17 protein-coding genes are annotated in these 17040 nt (G+C 63.5%); 7 read left to right on the plus strand and 10 right to left on the minus strand.

All coding sequences use genetic code 11. From position 1 onward, the window contains the following. Nucleotides 1-9 precede the first annotated feature (9 nt). The gene (locus LL253_RS10515) at nt 10-1104 is read right to left on the minus strand and encodes a phosphotransferase (protein ID WP_062731420.1); all 1095 of its coding nucleotides are present in this window, start codon (nt 1102-1104) and stop codon (nt 10-12) included. A 139-nt stretch (nt 1105-1243) separates the two neighbouring features. Here LL253_RS10515 and LL253_RS10520 point away from each other — a divergent pair, with 139 nt between their 5' ends. Beyond that, nucleotides 1244-2458, plus strand: coding sequence for an aromatic ring-hydroxylating oxygenase subunit alpha (locus tag LL253_RS10520; protein ID WP_062731419.1), 1215 nt, complete (start codon nt 1244-1246; stop codon nt 2456-2458). Nucleotides 2459-2527: 69 nt separating this feature from the next. Here LL253_RS10520 and LL253_RS10525 read toward each other — a convergent pair whose 3' ends face one another. From LL253_RS10525 to LL253_RS10545, 5 genes are all read right to left on the minus strand, one after another. Then, the gene (locus LL253_RS10525) at nt 2528-3676 is read right to left on the minus strand and encodes a protein kinase family protein (protein ID WP_062731418.1); all 1149 of its coding nucleotides are present in this window, start codon (nt 3674-3676) and stop codon (nt 2528-2530) included. Nucleotides 3677-3814: 138 nt separating this feature from the next. Next, nucleotides 3815-4957 (minus strand): epoxide hydrolase family protein, encoded by a 1143-nt coding sequence (locus LL253_RS10530; protein ID WP_062731417.1) that lies wholly within the window; start codon nt 4955-4957, stop codon nt 3815-3817. Between the two features lie 15 nt (nt 4958-4972). After that, nucleotides 4973-6067: a phosphotransferase gene (locus LL253_RS10535; protein WP_228227153.1), complete on the minus strand. Its 1095-nt coding sequence runs from the start codon at nt 6065-6067 to the stop codon at nt 4973-4975. Between the two features lie 3 nt (nt 6068-6070). Further along, nucleotides 6071-7648, minus strand: coding sequence for a phytoene desaturase family protein (locus LL253_RS10540; protein ID WP_062731415.1), 1578 nt, complete (start codon nt 7646-7648; stop codon nt 6071-6073). A gap of 23 nt (nt 7649-7671) precedes the next feature. After that, on the minus strand, nt 7672-8508 hold the full coding sequence (locus tag LL253_RS10545; protein WP_062731414.1) for an SDR family NAD(P)-dependent oxidoreductase: 837 nt from the start codon (nt 8506-8508) through the stop codon (nt 7672-7674). 222 nt (nt 8509-8730) lie between these two features. Here LL253_RS10545 and LL253_RS10550 point away from each other — a divergent pair, with 222 nt between their 5' ends. Genes LL253_RS10550 through LL253_RS10560 form a run of 3 tightly spaced genes read left to right on the plus strand, consistent with a single transcriptional unit; the run spans nt 8731 to nt 11079 of the window. Then, nucleotides 8731-9981 (plus strand): acyl-CoA dehydrogenase family protein, encoded by a 1251-nt coding sequence (locus tag LL253_RS10550; protein WP_228227154.1) that lies wholly within the window; start codon nt 8731-8733, stop codon nt 9979-9981. 17 nt (nt 9982-9998) lie between these two features. Next, nucleotides 9999-10364, plus strand: coding sequence for a nuclear transport factor 2 family protein (locus LL253_RS10555; protein WP_009823784.1), 366 nt, complete (start codon nt 9999-10001; stop codon nt 10362-10364). 7 nt (nt 10365-10371) lie between these two features. After that, on the plus strand, nt 10372-11079 hold the full coding sequence (locus tag LL253_RS10560; RefSeq protein WP_062731412.1) for a TetR/AcrR family transcriptional regulator: 708 nt from the start codon (nt 10372-10374) through the stop codon (nt 11077-11079). Nucleotides 11080-11132: 53 nt separating this feature from the next. Here the strand turns inward: LL253_RS10560 and LL253_RS10565 are convergent, their stop codons facing one another. Next, nucleotides 11133-11489, minus strand: a complete 357-nt coding sequence (locus LL253_RS10565) for a hypothetical protein (RefSeq protein WP_009823782.1) — start codon at nt 11487-11489, stop codon at nt 11133-11135. A 196-nt stretch (nt 11490-11685) separates the two neighbouring features. Between LL253_RS10565 and LL253_RS10570 the strand changes: the two genes are divergently transcribed. The 3 genes from LL253_RS10570 to LL253_RS10580 all read left to right on the plus strand — a co-directional run bounded on the left by LL253_RS10570 (nt 11686) and on the right by LL253_RS10580 (nt 14875). After that, nucleotides 11686-12405, plus strand: coding sequence for a GntR family transcriptional regulator (locus tag LL253_RS10570; protein WP_228227155.1), 720 nt, complete (start codon nt 11686-11688; stop codon nt 12403-12405). 2 nt (nt 12406-12407) lie between these two features. After that, nucleotides 12408-13571: an acyl-CoA dehydrogenase family protein gene (locus LL253_RS10575; RefSeq protein WP_009823780.1), complete on the plus strand. Its 1164-nt coding sequence runs from the start codon at nt 12408-12410 to the stop codon at nt 13569-13571. Nucleotides 13572-13651: 80 nt separating this feature from the next. Then, on the plus strand, nt 13652-14875 hold the full coding sequence (locus LL253_RS10580) for a cytochrome P450 (RefSeq protein ID WP_062731410.1): 1224 nt from the start codon (nt 13652-13654) through the stop codon (nt 14873-14875). 43 nt (nt 14876-14918) lie between these two features. Here the strand turns inward: LL253_RS10580 and LL253_RS10585 are convergent, their stop codons facing one another. Genes LL253_RS10585 through LL253_RS10595 form a run of 3 tightly spaced genes read right to left on the minus strand, consistent with a single transcriptional unit; the run spans nt 14919 to nt 17038 of the window. Next, nucleotides 14919-15518: a malonic semialdehyde reductase gene (locus LL253_RS10585; protein WP_062731409.1), complete on the minus strand. Its 600-nt coding sequence runs from the start codon at nt 15516-15518 to the stop codon at nt 14919-14921. Nucleotides 15519-15528: 10 nt separating this feature from the next. Next, on the minus strand, nt 15529-16113 hold the full coding sequence (locus LL253_RS10590) for a gamma carbonic anhydrase family protein (RefSeq protein WP_062731408.1): 585 nt from the start codon (nt 16111-16113) through the stop codon (nt 15529-15531). A gap of 4 nt (nt 16114-16117) precedes the next feature. After that, complete coding sequence (locus tag LL253_RS10595; RefSeq protein WP_062731407.1) at nt 16118-17038, minus strand: quinone oxidoreductase family protein; 921 nt, start codon at nt 17036-17038, stop codon at nt 16118-16120. Between the last annotated feature and the right edge of the window lie 2 nt (nt 17039-17040).

Raw genomic sequence — 17040 nt, forward strand, 5'->3', positions numbered from 1 at the left:
TCAGCGCCGTTAAAACAGCGCGTCGACAAGCTTTGCGGTTTCGAGATCCTCATAGGCGGTGGTCAGCCGCAGATGGTTCATGACGTTGATCTCCCAGCCATAATTGACGACGGGGGTCGTCAGCCAGCCGATATAGACGCCCCATATCAGGGTTCGCCGATATTCAGCCCAGGCATCGTCGAAGGCAGGAGGGCGTGCGACGCCTTCCCGCCCCAGGCGATCCAGATAATAGCCCAGAAGATCGCGCTCATGCGCCCGCCGGTCCGCAATGGAAAGGCCGGTGGTCACGATATAGTTGACGTCGTGCATCGCGTAGCCGCGCACCATGAGCTGCCAGTCGAGCAGGCCCGCCGTTCCGTCGGGCAGGCGGTAGCTGTTGCCGAGATGGGTGTCGCCATGCAGCAGCGTCTGAGGCAGGGTCGATTGATGTCGTTGCACCCCCTGCACCCCTGCAAGCAGCCTGTCGGGCGTGGTGCGGAGCCGCTGCACCATTTCCCGTTTGAAATTTTCCGTCTCGACCTCATGCGCGATATAGGCGGGCGCGAGTTCATTCATCATCGTTGCGACCGCGCCTTCGACATGGGTTTCGACCCAGGCCAGATCCGCGCCGAAGCGGGGTGATTCCCAGAAGCGCGCGTGCAGCCGGGCCAGCTGATCCAGCAAGGCCCGCACATCGTCCGGCCCGGTCCGCATGGTGGTATTGGGGAAGGTCGCGCCCCGCACGCCCAGATCTTCGAGCAACAGCCCGAAATGCGTGGTGGAGGCATTGAAGTCGCCACCGAAACAGCGCGGCGCCTCGATCGCGAGTTCCGGCCGAATGCCCCGGTAGAAGGCCACTTCATTGGCGTAGAAGGGGGCCATGATCTCATCGACCGCCCGGGTCAGCTTGAGCACCAGGCGGTTGGGCAGGTCAGGGGCCGTGTCATCGCTATAATCGACCTCGATTGCCACGCGCCCCGCCGTCGACACCATCTGCTCGCCATAGGTTTTGGCGTCGATGATGCGCATGTCGGTGACGGTTGCGCCCGTGCCCGCCGTGGCCAGTAGCTGATTGATATAATCGACGGTGATTCCGTCCGTGGATGTAGGATGTTTCAAGGCCATAAGCATACTCATCGGAGCAGAGGGCTATCAGCTTGCCGGGACTATGACAGTGATGACCCTATCCAATTGCAGGTTCCTTGAACCGTGATGTGGCCAGTCTGATTGAAACGGAGCCTGCGGGCTTTTACAGGAGAGAGCTATGCGTGAAGCTGCGTTGGAATTGCTCAACCGGACGATGGAGGAGCAGTTGAAGCGATCCGAGCATCCCAGCGATTTTCCGGCCCTTCCTCCGATTCCAGCCGGCCGCTACACCGACCCGCGTTTCGAAGCGCTGGAAAAAGAAAGGCTTTGGAATCGCACCTGGCTGCTGGCCGGCATTGCATCCGACCTGCCGGCACCCGGTTCCTACCGCCTGTTCCAGCATCTGGACCGCTCGGTCATTCTCTCCCACGGCAAGGACGGTCGAATCCGGGCCTTTCACAATGCCTGCCGGCACCGCGGTTCCCCGCTTCTGCTTGAGCCACAGGGGCGCGCCATGCGCTTCATCTGCCCCTATCACGCCTGGGGCTACGACCTTGAAGGCACCCTCAAATCGGTTCCCAGCCAGCATGATTTCGCTTGTCTCGACAAGGCGGAAAACGGTCTGATCGAAGTGAAGTGCGATACCTATCGCGGCTTCATCTTCATCAATTTCGATGATGACGCTGAGCCGTTGCAGAATTTCCTGGGAGAATTCGTGGCGCTGACGGAAGGATATCCGCTGGAATGCATGGTGGTGAAGGATCATTTCTTCGTCGAAATGGCGTGCAACTGGAAGATTGCCTATCATAATTTCCTTGAGATCTATCATGTCAACACCGTCCATCCCACGACATTAGCGCCGCATCTGGATTCGCGCAGTTTCGTGATCGCGCTTTATGAAGGCGGTCATATGCGGTTCGGAACGCGGAAGAAGGGCGGGGAGTCGCTGTTCAAGACCCCGCCGGTCAAACCGGACGACATCGCGCCGGTTTTCCTCGAAAATACGGTTGCGCTGCCGACCTTTCCCAACACATTTTTCTCGCTCGATCCGGTGGGATTCAACCTGCAATGCTTCTGGCCGATGGGGTCCGACCGGTCTGTCATGGAAGTGCGCCAGATGGGATGGGCGACCGACAGCGAAGAGGACAAGCTCTACTGGCAGGGGATGCGCGCGGCGACCGAACATATTCTGTCCGAGGATCTGTGCCTGTTCGAAAATATCCAGCAATCGCTGCGCAACGGGACGATCCCTTCGATCTGGGCCGGCTATCAGGAGCGCGCGCTTTACTGGTTCGAGGAAGAAATCGATCGGCGCATCGGGCCGGACCATGTACCGACGGACTTGCGCGTTCAGCCGCGCATCGCGTCCTTCATGGCGCCGCGCAGCGGCTGACCGCGCGCCGAAACGCCGCCATTAAATCGATGCCCCTGCCGCGGTTCGAGCGCGGCAGGGGCATGATCGTCATTCGCCCAGCAATTTCCAGCTGTCCAGGTCCTCGCCCGCAGCGAAGAACCGCTCGTTCATCGGCAGGCCGTTCTGGCCCCAATAGTCCATGTTCGCCACCCAGGCCTGGATGCCGTACATCACCCAGCGCGGCACCTGTTCCGTCCAGATGGTGTCGAGATCGATGACATTGGTCGCGCCTTCCCGGATCAGGCAGTCGCGGTAATGGGCGATCAGGTCGCGATGATTTTGGCGACGCTCCTCGATCGTCAGCGATCCGACGGTGAAATAGGTGAGGTCGCGCCATGGGCGCCCGCGCCGGCCCAGTTGCCAGTCGACCCACATGCGCTCGCCATTGGGCAGGATATAGGTGTTGCCCTGGTGGCAGTCGCCCAGGATGATGCAATAGGGCGCGTCGAAGGCGCGCTCGAAGGCGACCAGCCGGTCATAGGCGCGCTCGACCCTGCGCGCGTCGTCCAGATAATGTCTGGGCGCGATGGCGCGGAAATTGGGGTCTTTCAGATTCTCTTCGATCCAGTGCCACATGATGCGGACCTGGTCATAATCGACCGGCACCGCCATGGATGTCGGCAGCCAGGGCGCCGCTTCGGGCGTGATCAACGGGCTTTCCCACAGGCCCGCATGCAGCTTTGCCAGGTCCGCCAGCGCGGTCGCGACCCTGTCGACGCCGGCATGCTGGGTCGAGTGGCCGAACGTGCCGCCTCGATCGATGAGGTCTTCCAGCACGATGACGCCCCGCGCCGAGCCGTCATCGTCCCAGTCGGCATAATAGCATGTGGCTGTATTGGCTGTGAGTTTGTCCGTCAGGAAATGATAGAAGCGCGCTTCAAGCGCATGGATGTCGACATTGTCGAACATGCCCGACCAGTTCGATTTGATGCACAGATTGCGCGGCAAGCCGCCGGCCCGCCCGGCATCATTCCAGTCCACCGCGACGCGCAACTTGGTGGTGTGGCTGTCGAACAACTGCACGACCTCCATCGATTGCGCGACGACGCCCGGATATTTGTTGGCCAACAATGATCCCAGCCATGCGGCGTCCGGCGTGAAGCGGCCGTGGGGCAGGGACGCGGTGCGGGCGGGATAGGGACGGGGGACAAGATGCCGATCGATGACGGCAGGGGGGGCGATGGCAGGCTCGCTCATGCATTATCCTCTCTCTCTTTTAAGCCGCGCCGCCGCTCTGCGTCTGTGCAGTCATCCGGCACGATCCCGATGCGGAGGCAATTTTGATCGACGGAAGACGAGTCGAGCCTGCCGGGTGGTAGGAGATTGCGGCAGGCGCTATCTTCGCATCGCGCCAAAACAGGCCCGCAATTCCGCGACAAACAGCGCCGGCTGCTCGAAGGCGGCGAAATGGCCGCCGACATCCAGCTCATTCCAGTGAATGAGACGCAGGTAGCTGCGTTCGGCCCAGCGCCGTGATGGACGGAAAATCTCCTGCGCGAAGATGCTGACGCCGACCGGCAGGTCCAATTGACGCGCCTGAAACGCATTGGCGCTTTCCCAATAGAGCCGCGCGGACGACGCGCCGCTGTTGGTGAGCCAGTAGATGCTGATCACGTCCAGCATTTCGTCCCGTGTCAGCGCATTCTCCGGCACGCCCTGATTGTCGGTCCACGCCTGGAACTTCTCGTAGATCCAGGCGGCTTGCGCCACGGGCGAGTCCGCCAGCCCATAGCCGATCGTCTGCGGTCGGGTGCCCTGCAGCTTGGCGTAGCCGGAATCATGCTCCTGATAATATTGCATCCGTTCGACCGTTCTGGCCTCGGCCGGTGTCAGGTCGGCAAAGTCGTTTTCCTCCGGGAATACCAGCGGCATGTTGAGATGGACGCCGATACATTCGGGCGGCGCGGCCATGGCGATGGCGGTTGTGATCGCCGCGCCCCAGTCGCCGCCCTGCGCGGCGAAGCGGTCATAACCGAGGCGGCGCATGAGCTGGATCCAGCTTTGCGCGATCCTCTCGACGCCCCAGCCTGCGGCCGTCGGCTTGTCCGAAAAGCCGTAGCCTGGCAGCGAGGGGATGACGACATGGAAGGCTGGCGCGTCCGGCGCGCCATGGGCGGCGGGATCGGTTAGCGGTCCGAGCACCTTCAGAAACTCCAGCACCGATCCCGGCCAGCCATGGGTCAGGATCAGCGGCAGCGCGTCCGGCCGGGGGCTGCGTACATGGATGAAGTGAATGGAAAGGTCATCGATCGAGGTCGTGAACTGTGGCAGGGCGTTGAGCGTACTTTCACACCGCCGCCAGTCATAGCCGTCTGCCCAATAGGCGCACAGATCACGCAGCGCCGCCAGCGGCACGCCCTGACTCCAGTCGCTGACCGTCTCCGCCTCGGGCCAGCGCGTACGGCGCAACCTGAGGCGCAGATCGTCCAGTGCCGCCTCGGGAACATGGGCGCGGAAGGCCGTGACGGCGTCGGTCATCCGATCATCCTTACGTCAAAATTGCACGCCGAGCGCGGCGACCGTGCCCAAATCCTCGCCCGCCACGAAGATGCGCTCGACGATGTGCATGCCCTTCTGGCCCCATTCGTCCATGTTCGCGATCCACGCCTGCATCGCATAGGGCGGCCAGCGGCGATAATATTCCCATAGCGTGTCGTCGTCCGGGACGCCGAGTGCCCCCGTTTCGATCAGGCAGTTCCGATAGTGGCGCAGCAATTCCCGGTCATGCGCGCGCCGCTCCTCGATCGTGAGCGCCCCCAGCACGAAATAGGTGAAGTCGCGGATCGGCCGACCCTTGCGGACCAGTTGCCAGTCGAGCCACACCCGCTCGCCATCGGGGCGGACATAGCTGTTGCCCTGGTGGCTGTCGCCATGGACTAGGCACCACGGCCCCTGTTCCTTGGTCTGCGCGAAATCGATCAGCGCGTTGTAGACGCCATGCAGGCGCGAGAGATCGCCCTTGATCCAGCCCGGCAGGAAGGCCTGATAGTCCGGCTTGGAATGGTTCTGCTCGGCAAAGCCGTACATCATGGTCAGTTGCTGCGTGTCCACCGGCGTCGCCATGGAGACGGGAAGCCAGTCGGCCGCGTGTAGGACCGGGCTGTCCCAGAAGGCGCCATGGATGCGGGCAACGCTGGCGACCGCGCGGGCCGCTTCCTCCACGCCCATATGGTCGGTGCTGATGCCGAAATGGCCGCCCTCGACGGTGAGATCCTCCATCACGACCAGGCCCTGACCGCTGTCGGGACGTGGATCCCATGCCTCGAAATAGGAGCGCGGGGCAGGAAATGCGACGTGGCGGCGGAAATCCTCGTAGAAGCGCGCTTCGAGGCGGCAAATGCCCTGGCTGTCGAACTGCGCCCAATTGGCCTTAAGGCAGACATTGTCGGGGATGCCCGCCGCCTTGCCGACATCGTTGAGGGTCAGCTTCACCTGATATTTGGTGGTGTGGCTGTTGCGGAGGAAAACCTGCTCCATCCCCTCGACCACGATGCCGGGATAGCGCGGTTGCATGATCTGCGTCAGCCACTGCGCCGTCACATGGTCCAAATGCGCGGGGATGCCGACCGGATTGGGTATGTTCGACATCGCTTATCTGATCTTCTTGAGTTCGCGCAGCGCCCGGTTGGCGGCGATCCGTCCGGCAATGCCGGACACGCCCCCGCCCGGGTGCGCGCCCGCGCCGCCGATCAGGAAGCCGGGGAAGGGCGGCTTGGGACCACCGAAACCGGTGGCCGGCCGATGGACGCCCGAACGCAGCGCGCCGAAATCGATATGGGTCACGCAGCCATTGGTCACGTTGAGCCGCGTCTCGCGTTCCCGCGCGGTTTCGACGAAGCGGCCGACCTCCGTGCCCAAACCTTCATAAAATTCACCCAAATGACTGATGACAGATGTCATGGTCCGGTCCTTGAGTGCGGGCGACCAGCCCTCCCGCGCGTCCACGGCCACCCCCGGCAGATAGACATAGGCGAGCGAGCCGCCCGGAGGCGCCTGCGTCGGATCGGAATTGGACAAGGGGCTGAGCGACATGGCGTGCCGGTCGGGAATATCGCCGCGCCGCGCCATGGCGAAGGACTCGCGCACTTCCTCCGGCGTGCCGATCAGGCCCACCGCCTTGTTGAGATCGGCGTCGTCATGCCGCAGATCCTGATGCTTCTTCAGGCTGAGCGGCCCCGACATGGCGATATTGGCAAGGAAGGGCGCCGCGTTCGAGCGGTTCGCCGGGGCATGTTCGATCCGCTGGGTCAGCGCTCGCGGCACGCCACCGGGCGTCGTGAGGCGCATGGCCGTACGGGGATCGCAGGTTGCGATGACCATCTTCGCGCGGATGACCCGGCCGTCCTCCAGCCGCACCCCTTTTGCCGCGCCGTCATCGACGATGATCTCCGCCACCGGCGCATTGAGTTCGATCCTCGCGCCCGACGCCTCGATGCTGCGCGCGAGCGCGTCGGCGAAGGATTGCAGGCTGCCGATCGGCTTGCCGGTGCCATATTTGTGGGTGACGGCGAAGATCATGTAGGCGGCGGCATTGCCGTCGTCATCGACCGGGCCGGCCCCCGCCGCGATGCCCAGCAGCAGGGCGATCGTCGCCGGATGCTCGAACCGTTCGCAGGCGATCTGGTCCGCCGTCGCCTTCGACATGGCGATCAGCTCGTCCTTCAACCGGACATTGCGGACGGCGCTGCCGATCATCTTCGACAGGTTCTTGACGTCCGGCCGCCCCGGCTCCGCCATCATCAGCGGAAAGCCGATGTCCATCATGACGTTCAGTGTCTTCATGAACTCCAGATAGGCCTTGCCGTCATTGCGGTTGATGCGGGCAATATCCTCCGCCGTGCGGTGATAGTCGTAGAAGAGCGCGATCGAGCTGCCGTCGGGATGGAGATAGGCGTAGGTCGGATCGGGATCGACCGTGCGCAGGCCATATTTGGGCAGGTCGAAATCCTCGATAATGCCGGATTTACGGGCGAACAGCAGTTCGACGGCGCAGGGCGTCACCAGATGGTCGGGGGCTTCGGGGATCATATAGCCCGAACTGGTCATGCCGCCGACTTTGGCCAGACGCTCCACCACGACGACCTTCTTGCCGGCCTTTGCCAGATATCCGGCGGCGGCCATGCCGTTATGTCCTGCGCCGATGACGACGACGTCGACCTGATCCATCATTACCTCTTCCCTTTTTTGCCCGGTCAGCCGTTCGCCGCGGCGGTATAGGCCTTGCCCCATTCGGCCAGCGCGACGAGGCGGGTCTTGCGGTCGGCCTGGATCTGCGGGATTTTCTCCTCGTCCGGACCATCGGGAACGATCACCAACGGTTCCTTGCCCAGGCTGGCAAGGGCGAGCGCGCAGACATCGGCCGGATCATAGGCCATGGAATAATCCATTCCCAGCCCCTCGGTCGCGCGGCGCAGGGTCGGGGTATCCATGATGGGGGCCGCGATACCGACGATATCGACATTCTGTCCTTCCAGCTCGGCCCAGAGCGATTCGACGAAGTTGAGCTCGAACGCCTTGGTCGCGGAATACATGACCAGCCAGGGCTGCCCGCCAAGGCCCGCGCCGGACGACATAATAACGACGCCACCCTTGCCGCGCTTCAGGAAGCGATTGCCAAAGCCATGCACCGCTTCCAGCACATTGGCGGCATTCATGGTCAGCAGCCGCAGCGAGCGATCGACGGGTTCGCCGAAGAAACTGTTGCCTGCGCCGTCCGCACCAGCATTGGATATGTAGAGGCCGATGTCCAGATCGGCGGTCGCCTCTAGCAGTCGGCTTCCGGCGCCCTGTTCGGTGAGGTCGGCGGTGATGGCACGATATTCGATGCCATGCTCGGTTGCCAGCCGCTGACCCAGCGCATCGAGCGCTTCCTGCCGACGCGAGACCAGCACCAGATGGATGCCCATGGCGGCCAGCTGTTCCGCATAGCAGGCGCCGGTCCCTTCGGACGCGCCAGCGATGATGGCCCAAGGCCCATATTTCTCGGCGAAAGCCGCGCGGTCGAAGGGCGGAAGGTCGATTTTACGCATCGGTGCAAGTCCTCTCTTGGAGCCGGCCTTATCGGCGCTGTCGCGATTGCGCGGACCCTAGAAGAGGAGCGTCGGCTTACAGCCTATCGGGAGGCAGGTCGCGTCGAAACGAAAATGCAACGGTCCGCAAGACGGTGGGACGGGTAGGACCGCCCGCACGTGCTTGCCATATAATGACAATAACGTCATTATATCTGGAAACGGCGAGGAGCGATGATTCGGATGCGATCTGAAACGGTAGAAGAACCTCCGGCGCACAAGCGGCCCGTGGCCTTCGTGGCCGACCCCGTAGGCATCGCCGCGTCGCTGCGGCCCTTGCTGGAGAACCATGCCGCCGCGTGCGAACGCGAGCGGCGGATCGTTCCGGCGGTGATGGAGGCGTTGCGCGCATCCGGCCTGTTCCAAATCACGGCGCCCGAACGCGCCGGTGGGCCAGGCCACAGGCTATCCACCCATATCGAGACAGTTGCCGAACTGGCCAAGGGCTGCGTCGGCACTGCTTGGGCCTATGGTCTGCTGTCAGGAATTACCGGAACGGCGTTCGCGCTGCCGCCGGCCATGACGGAGCGGCTGTTCCAGACCGGCGAGGAACTGTTTTGCAGTGCCTCCGCGCCTTCGGGCAAAGCGGTTGCGGTGTCGGGCGGCTATCGCGTGTCGGGGCGCTGGGGTTATGGATCGGGGTGCCTGCACGCCGATTGGGCGCTGAACGGCGTCATGATCGAAACGGATGGGGGTGTTGAACCGGCTCTGGTATTTCTGGATCTGCGCGACCCTGCTTGTTCGATCGAGGACAATTGGCATGTCGCTGGCATGGCCGGTTCCGGCAGCAACATGATCGTCGCGCGGGATCTGCTCGTGCCGGAGGAACTGATCCTCTGGTCATCGCGTACGCCACCGGCCGAGGCGATCCTGGCGATGGAGGGGTTGGAACCGCGCGACCGATGGCCGATGGAGCCGCTATTCCCGCTGGGCGTGCTCGCGCCGATGCTGGGCGCGGCGACGGCATTGCTCGAAGGCGTGGTTCAGGCGATGCCCAGGCGACAGATAGTGGGCTGGACCTATGCCGGGCAGAGCGGTTCAGAGGCTCTGGTCGGCATGACCGGCCGCGCGGCGATGGAGATCGATTCGGCTTGGTTGCATGTGCGCCGTGCCGCCGGGATGTTGGACGAAACCGCGCAGCACCGCGTACTCACCGGCTTCGACAAGGCGCGGATCCAGGCCGATTGCGGCTATGCGATGGAATTGTTGCGCGCGGCGGGCAACCGGTTGATGGATATCGCCGGGCCGGGCGCCTTCGCCCTTTCCAGCCCCTTGCAGCGGATCTGGCGCGACCTGAGCGTCGGCACCCGTCACAATGCGTTGAACGGACAGCTTTCCATCGAGCTATATGGCCGGGCAATTACCGGCCTGCGATCCAATATCGCCCTGCTGCCCGACATCACGCCGGCCCCGATCTGGGCGGAACCGAAATGACAGGAGAAGGACATATCATGACACAACCGACCGCACAGGAAATCGCGACATTCCTGAAGACCCAGGCCGAGATGTTCAGCGAGGGCCGGATCGACGATTTCATGGCGGCCTTCCGCGCAATCGCGCCGGGCGGATTCAAGGTGCAGGACCCGGCCACCGGTCCGGTGCAGGAAGGATGGGACAAGCTGGAGGCCCTGTGCGCGCAATATGTCGGATGGAAACTGTTCGTCGAGGATGTGAAGGTGAGCGGCAACGAAGCCGTCATCTATGTCCGCAACGAAGGTGAATATGACGGGCATCCTGTCTGCGTGCACAGCATCGAACATTATATATTCGGCGAGGATGGCAGCCTGCTTGCGCGCTATTTCCACCCGATGCAATAGGGAAGCGATGTCCGACGCCGCGCCTGCTCCCGCTGATGTCGATCCGCGCACGGCGGCGGCTGCGATCAGGCGCGCCCGGATGCGCGAGCGGCTGCTCGACGCCGTGCTCGACCTGTATCAGCCGGGGCAGGGCAGCGGTAGTCTGGTGATCGAAGACGTGATCCGCGTAGCGGACGTATCGCGCGGCAGCTTCTACAAATATTTCGAGTCCCTCGACGCTGCGGTGAATGAACTGGGCGAGCGGATGACCGCGGACCTGATTGCCGATTTCCGCAGGCTGTTCGACGATGTGACGGACCCGCTGGTCCGGGCGGTCGGCGGCGCGGTGATGGCGATGGCGCGGGCTTGGCATGATCCGCGCTGGGGCGGCTTTACCTGCCGCGTCGACTATGTCGATTATTTCGCGCGGGCGAGCATGTTCGACCTGCTGGTGCGCGATGCGCTGAAGGCCGCGCGGGATGGCGGGCAGATGCAGTTCCGGTCGATCGACGTGGCAGTGGATCTGATCGTCGGCATGACGATCGAGGCGCGGCGGCGCCTGATGCTCCGGTCGGTCGAGCCACGCGCCTATATCGACGAGATGATCGAACGCACCTTCGCCGGTCTGGGAGCGGAACCAGCCGCCATCGCAGCGGCGAGCGTGCTGGCATGGGATATGATGATGCGGGCCGCGCCCGGCCTTGGCTGGTGGCGGAGCGGGGAGGGGCTTGGCTGACCGGCCGACCCGGACTGCAATCGGAGAGCGTCAACTCAGAAAAAGCCGAGGCGCTAGAGCTGGGTCCAGCAGGGCGTCCCGGCCTTGTTCAGCGGACCACAGCTCGCGATGCGGGTCGCGCCGTTGGACGCGATCAGAACCAGCCAGTCGCCGCTATCCTCGCAGCGTAGCGCCCAGGCCGCGTTAGTGCCGATATCTCCCCTGAACAGGGATTTGGACGTGCGCGAGCATGTCTGCCCTGCATCATGCATGAGCTTGGCAAAGGCAGCGCTGCGGCCGCTCGCATTCTGGGTTTCGATGGCGTTACTGTAGCTGTTACGGCTGCTGCCCTGCCGCGTGACTTCGGCATAGCCGATTCGGGCGAGCAACAGGGCCGCGATGATCGATGTGGGTATCAACGTCCACAGCATAGCCCGGCGAACATTGCCGCCAGCATGGCCGCAAGCGCGGCACCACCCGCCATAACCGTTCTGCGGCGTTTTGCATTTCGGGCATTTCATGCAGCGACCCTATAGCGGTTCGCTGTCCGGACACCCTATCCTTGGAGAGGAACGGACCGTTTCACCGTGCTGCATTCTATAGAATATGGAATCGCAGGATACATCCATGGTCTATTGGACATCCGCTCTTGAACGGCTTGACTCGCCCGAGATTTTGCAATCCCCGGCGACGCGGCGCCAGGCCGTGGCGGCGGTGTTGCGATCGAGGATCGTGGCGGGTGTCATTCCGCCCGGCGCGCTGCTGCGGGAAACGGCGCTGGCGCAGGACCTGAATGTCAGCGCGACGCCGGTCAGGGAAGCGCTGGGCACACTGGCGTCCGAAGGGCTGGTCGAAGTCGAAACCCACCGGTTGAAGCGGGCAACGCCGATCGACCCTGACGTGACCCGTGACCTGATCCGCGTGCAGGCCGAACTGTGGCGGCTGGGTTATGCCTGGGGCATGCCCCGCATCGGCGCTGCGGAGATCCGGACGCTGAAACGAGCGATCGCGCGCTATAGCGCGGCATTGGCGAGCGGCGAATATATGGCCGCGATCATGGCCGGGCTCGATTTCCACACGATCTTCATCAAGGCCTCGGAGAGCCGTGAATTGTTGCGGTCGACGCTGGACCGGCGCGGGCTGATCGCCCGCTTCATTTTTCTGCATGGCATCACGACCCTCCGCGAAAGCGGCCTCCGCGAGCATGAGGCGATACTGCAGGCCTTTCTGGCGGGCGATCAGGATGGCGTGCTGGCCTGCCTCGACCGGATGGCGGCGCGCCTGATCGCCCTGTGCGATGCCGAGGCCATGGCGGGCGGCGATCTGGACCAACTCCAAAAGGATTGACAATGGATTTCGAACTGCCCGAAGAATATCGCTCTTTCCGCGACATGGTGCGCCGCTGGGTGAACAGCGAAGTGCCCAAGGACTGGGCGCGCGCGCTGGAAAAGGACGAGCATCATTATCCCTTTGCGCTGTGGGACAAGTTCACCGAAGCGGGTTTCCACGGCGTCGGCATAGCGGAGGATTATGACGGGCAGGGCGGCGACGTCGTCATGCAGATGCTGCTGGCGCGGGAACTGGCCCGGTCGCTGGGCGGACTGGCATGGATATGGGGCATCACCAGCTTTGCAGGGTCCAAATCCATCGGGCTTTACGGGTCGGCCGAACAAAAAGCGAAATATCTCCCGCTGATCGCGACGGGCCAGCTGAAGGCTGCGATCGCCTTCACCGAGCCGGGCGGCGGCACGGACCTCCTCGGCGCGATGGCCACCACGGCTGACCGGGTCGATGGCGGGTGGAGGCTCAATGGCGAGAAGATCTGGTCCTCCTCTGCCCATGTCGCCGATTATCTGCTGGTGATCGCGCGAAGCGACAGGGGCGTCGAGAAGAAGCATCAGGGCCTGACCCTCTTCTGGGTGCCGACGAAGACGCCGGGCGTGACGATCACGCCACTGGCCAAGCTGGGTATGCGGTCGATGGGCAGCTGCTCCGTTCATTTCGAGAATGCGCTCGTCGCGGACGAGCATGTTCTGGGTGAACCCGACAAGGCCTGGTACATGCTGCTGCCCACGCTCAACAACGAGCGCATCATGGTAGGCGCCTTCTGCCTGGGCGTCATCGATGGCGTGCTGGAAGACGCGCTCGACTATATGAAACAGCGCAAGGCCTTTGGCGGGATCATCGGCCGCTTCCAGAGCCTGCAACATTATGTCGCCGACATCGCGACCATGCAGAAGACGACCGAACTGATGCTGCATTATTGCGCGCACAAGCAGAGCCGGGGCGAGAATGTCGGCGTCGAGGCCAATATGCTCAAGCTCATGGCTTCCGAAAACGCCAATGCCGCGGCGGACATGGGCATCCAGATATTGGGTGGCATGGGCTATTCGGCGGAAACCGACATGCAGCGTTACTGGCGCGACAGCCGCCTGTGGCGCATCGGTCCCATCACCAACGAAATGGTGCGCAATGGCATCGCGGAAAGCCTGGGGCTGCCGCGATCCTTCTGAAGGACAGGTGTCTGGCGCGTGGGCGGTGGCTCAATGTCCGCCCGAAATTTCCGGCAAAGACGACAAGGAGAGCAAGTGCGATGATGTTTCCCGAGCAACCGATCCCCGATCATGTGCCGCTCGAACTGGTGAGCCAGGATTTCCCCTTCATCTTCGGCATGACGACGACAGAGGATCCGTTCGACGATCTGGCGATGCAGGTGCATGAGGGGCCTGACATCATCTACGCCACCCACGCCTATCCGGGGGGCACGCCCGCCTGGGTGCCGCGCCGCATGGCGCATCTGCGCGAGATATATCTCGACACCGATCATTTCTCCTCGACCGACTTTTCGCCTTTCTCCAAGCTGGTGGGGGGGAACTGGATCAACTCGCCAGCGGAACTCGACCCGCCTGCCCACGGGCCTTTTCGCCAGATGGTCAACCCGGCCTTCACACCCAAGGCGATGGCGGCGCTGGAAGACAAGATCCGGCTCTATGCGGTGGAATATATCGATGCCTTCGCCCCGCGCGGCCAGTGCGAATTCATGGGCGATTTTGCCTTTGAATTCCCCATCAAGGTGTTCATGGAACTGATGGGCCTGCCGCACGATCGGATGAGCGAGTTCATGGAATGGGAAATGAACCTGCTCCACAATCATGACCTGTCCAAGATCGCGGAGGCGACGCGTAGCGTGCTTGCCTATCTGGGCGGAGAGATCGAGGACAGGCGGGCCAATCCACGCGAAGACCTCATCAGTTTCGGCGTAAAGGGACAGATCAATGGCCGGGCGCTGACCGACGACGAACTGCTGGGCTTCATGTTCAATCTGTTCATTGGCGGTCTGGACACGGTTTCGACCAATATGGGCCTGCATTTCCGGCATCTGGGCAGCCATCCGCAGGATCAGACCTTTCTGCGCGCCAATCCGTCGGAAATCCCGCACGCCATAGATGAGCTGATGCGGGCTTATGGCGCGGTGACCACCTTCAGAACCTGCAAGAAGGAAACCGAAGTGGCCGGCATCCGCTTCATGCCCGGCGACAAGGTGGCGATGTCGACCACGCTCGCCGGCCGTGATCCGGCCGAGTTCGACGCGCCTGCCGAGGTTCGGCTCGACCGGCGGCCACGGCATGTCGGTTTCGGCTTCGGCATCCATACCTGCGTCGGCATGCATCTGGCGCGGCGCGAGCTGCGGATCGCAATGGAGGAGTTTCTCGCCCGCATTCCCGACTTCCGCATCGCGCCCGGCCATCAGGTGGAATGCCATCTCGGGATGATCCAGCCGGTCGCGCTGCCGCTGGTGTGGACGCCCGCAAGCTGAATGGCGGGAGGCGTTCGCCTTGTGGCGGACGCCTCGCCCGACATCAGAGGTCGAGACAGGCCTCTTCGAAATCGAGCCGGGGGTTGCGGGGAAAGAGCCCGGTCGGGTCGCCATAGCCGATATTGCACAGGAAATTGCTCTTCCACCGGCCGTCCGGGAAAAATTCCGCATCGGTGCCAGCCTGATCGAAGCCGGACATCGGGCCGCAATCCAGGCCTAGCGCCCGCGCCGCCATGATGAGATAGGCGCCTTGCAGTGTCGAAGAACGCGCCACTGTGTCCGCGATCAGCGCGTCCTTGCCCTCGAACGTGCTGCGCATGTCGTGGGAGGGGAAAAGTTTGTCGTAAAATTCGTAGAACCGGGTATCGCCTGCAATGATCACGGTGCAGGGCGCCTGCATCACCTTGTCCACATTGCCCGCGCTCAGATGGGGTTTGAGGCGCGCCTTCGCGGCCTCCGAGCGGACGAAGACGAAGCGGCCCGGATTGCTGTTTGCCGTCGTAGGCCCCCATTTGGCGAGATCGTACAGGCGTCGGACGGTCTCGTCCGAAAGCGGCCGGGCGCTCCATTGATTATGGGTGCGAGCGTCGCGGAACAGCAGGTCCAGCATGGCGTCTCTGGCAATATCGGGCGTGTCCGGCATGATCGCTCTCTTATCCTGTGGTGGCTTCGCCGATGCCCCGGTCATCCCAGCCTGCAGCTTCGCGTGCAAGAATAGCATCGGCTTCGTCACCCAGCTTCGCCATGTCGGCATGCTCCCAGATGCGATGCGCCCCTGTGGCATAAGCGCGCCCATTGTCCCGATAGAGCAACGCATCGACGATGTTCGCGCGCAGCTTGTCGATGCGGCGGACAACACGGCCGGGCGTGCCCATGACAAGCGAATGGGGTGGAATCACGCTGTCTGGCGGCAGGAAACTGTGTCCGGCGACGATCGAGCCGCGCCCTATGACGCAGCGTTCCATGATGGTCGCGCCGATGCCGATCAGGCAGGCAGGTTCGATGATGCAGCCATGGACCACCGCGCGATGGCCGATGGTGCAATAGTCGCCGATGATCGTGGGATCATCCCAGCCGATATGGACCATCGCATGGTCCTGCACGCTGGCGCAGCGCCCGATCGAAACATAGACCCGTTCGGAACGGACGACGGCATAGGGCCAGAGGCTGCAATCGTCGCCCAGCCGCACATCGCCGAACAGGCGGGCGGTGGGATCGATATAGGCGGGAGTCCTCATGGGATCAGCGGGTGATGACGATCTTGCCATGGGGACTGCCGGCCTGCGCCGCCCAGGCGTCGGCGGCATCGGCAAAGGCATAGCGGCGCGTGTCGACGGTCAGGCCCTGTGTCATCGCCATGGCGATCAGCCGGTCATAGGCGGCGCGGCGCTCGCTGGCCGGCCGTTGTCCGGTGCCGACGCCGATATGGCTGCGGAAGACGAGATCGCGCAGGGACAGCGTGACCGTTGGTCCGGCCTGCACACCGATGCTCGTCATGCGCGCGCCGGGCCGCGTGGCGCGCATTGCCGCTTGCGCGGGTGGACCATAGATGATGTCGAGCACGACGTCATAGCCGCCTTCCGAGACCGCTTTCAGCGCCGCCTCGTCATCGCCCTCGCCCAACAGGGCGATCGCATCGGCATGACCGGCGGCCTGCATGGCCTCCAGCCGTTCGCGGCCGCGCGCCGCCGCCACGACGCGGCCCGCGCCCAGCAGCCGGGCGACCTGCGCGCCGATCTGCCCGACAGGGCCGGTCGCGCCGAGAATGAGGACGGACTCGCCCTTCGCGATCCGCGCCTCTTCCAGAGGGATCAGCGCGCCGGTGCCGGAGATGGCGAGGGCGATCAGCTGGTCGTCGGAAAGGCCGTCGGGAGCAGGCCAGATTTCCTCCTCGGCCACAAGCGTGCGTTCCGCGATCGCGCCGAAGGGCGGCCTGCTATGGCCGAAGTAGACGCGGCTTCCATCATCCAGATGCCCGACACCCTCGCCGCCGGGCACATAGGGCGCATCGACGGGACCGAAAAAGCCCTTCGCGCGCATGAGGTCCGTGGGTCCGATTCCGGCGGCCGCGACGTCGATGACGCGATGGCCGGGCTGCGCGGTCGGTTCGGGATGATCGGCCAGCGCGAAGCCGCCATCGCTGTCGATCAGGGCGGCCCGCATGG

Origin of the sequence: Sphingobium soli (assembly GCF_020782245.1) — a bacterium.
Classification (GTDB): domain Bacteria; phylum Pseudomonadota; class Alphaproteobacteria; order Sphingomonadales; family Sphingomonadaceae; genus Sphingobium; species Sphingobium soli.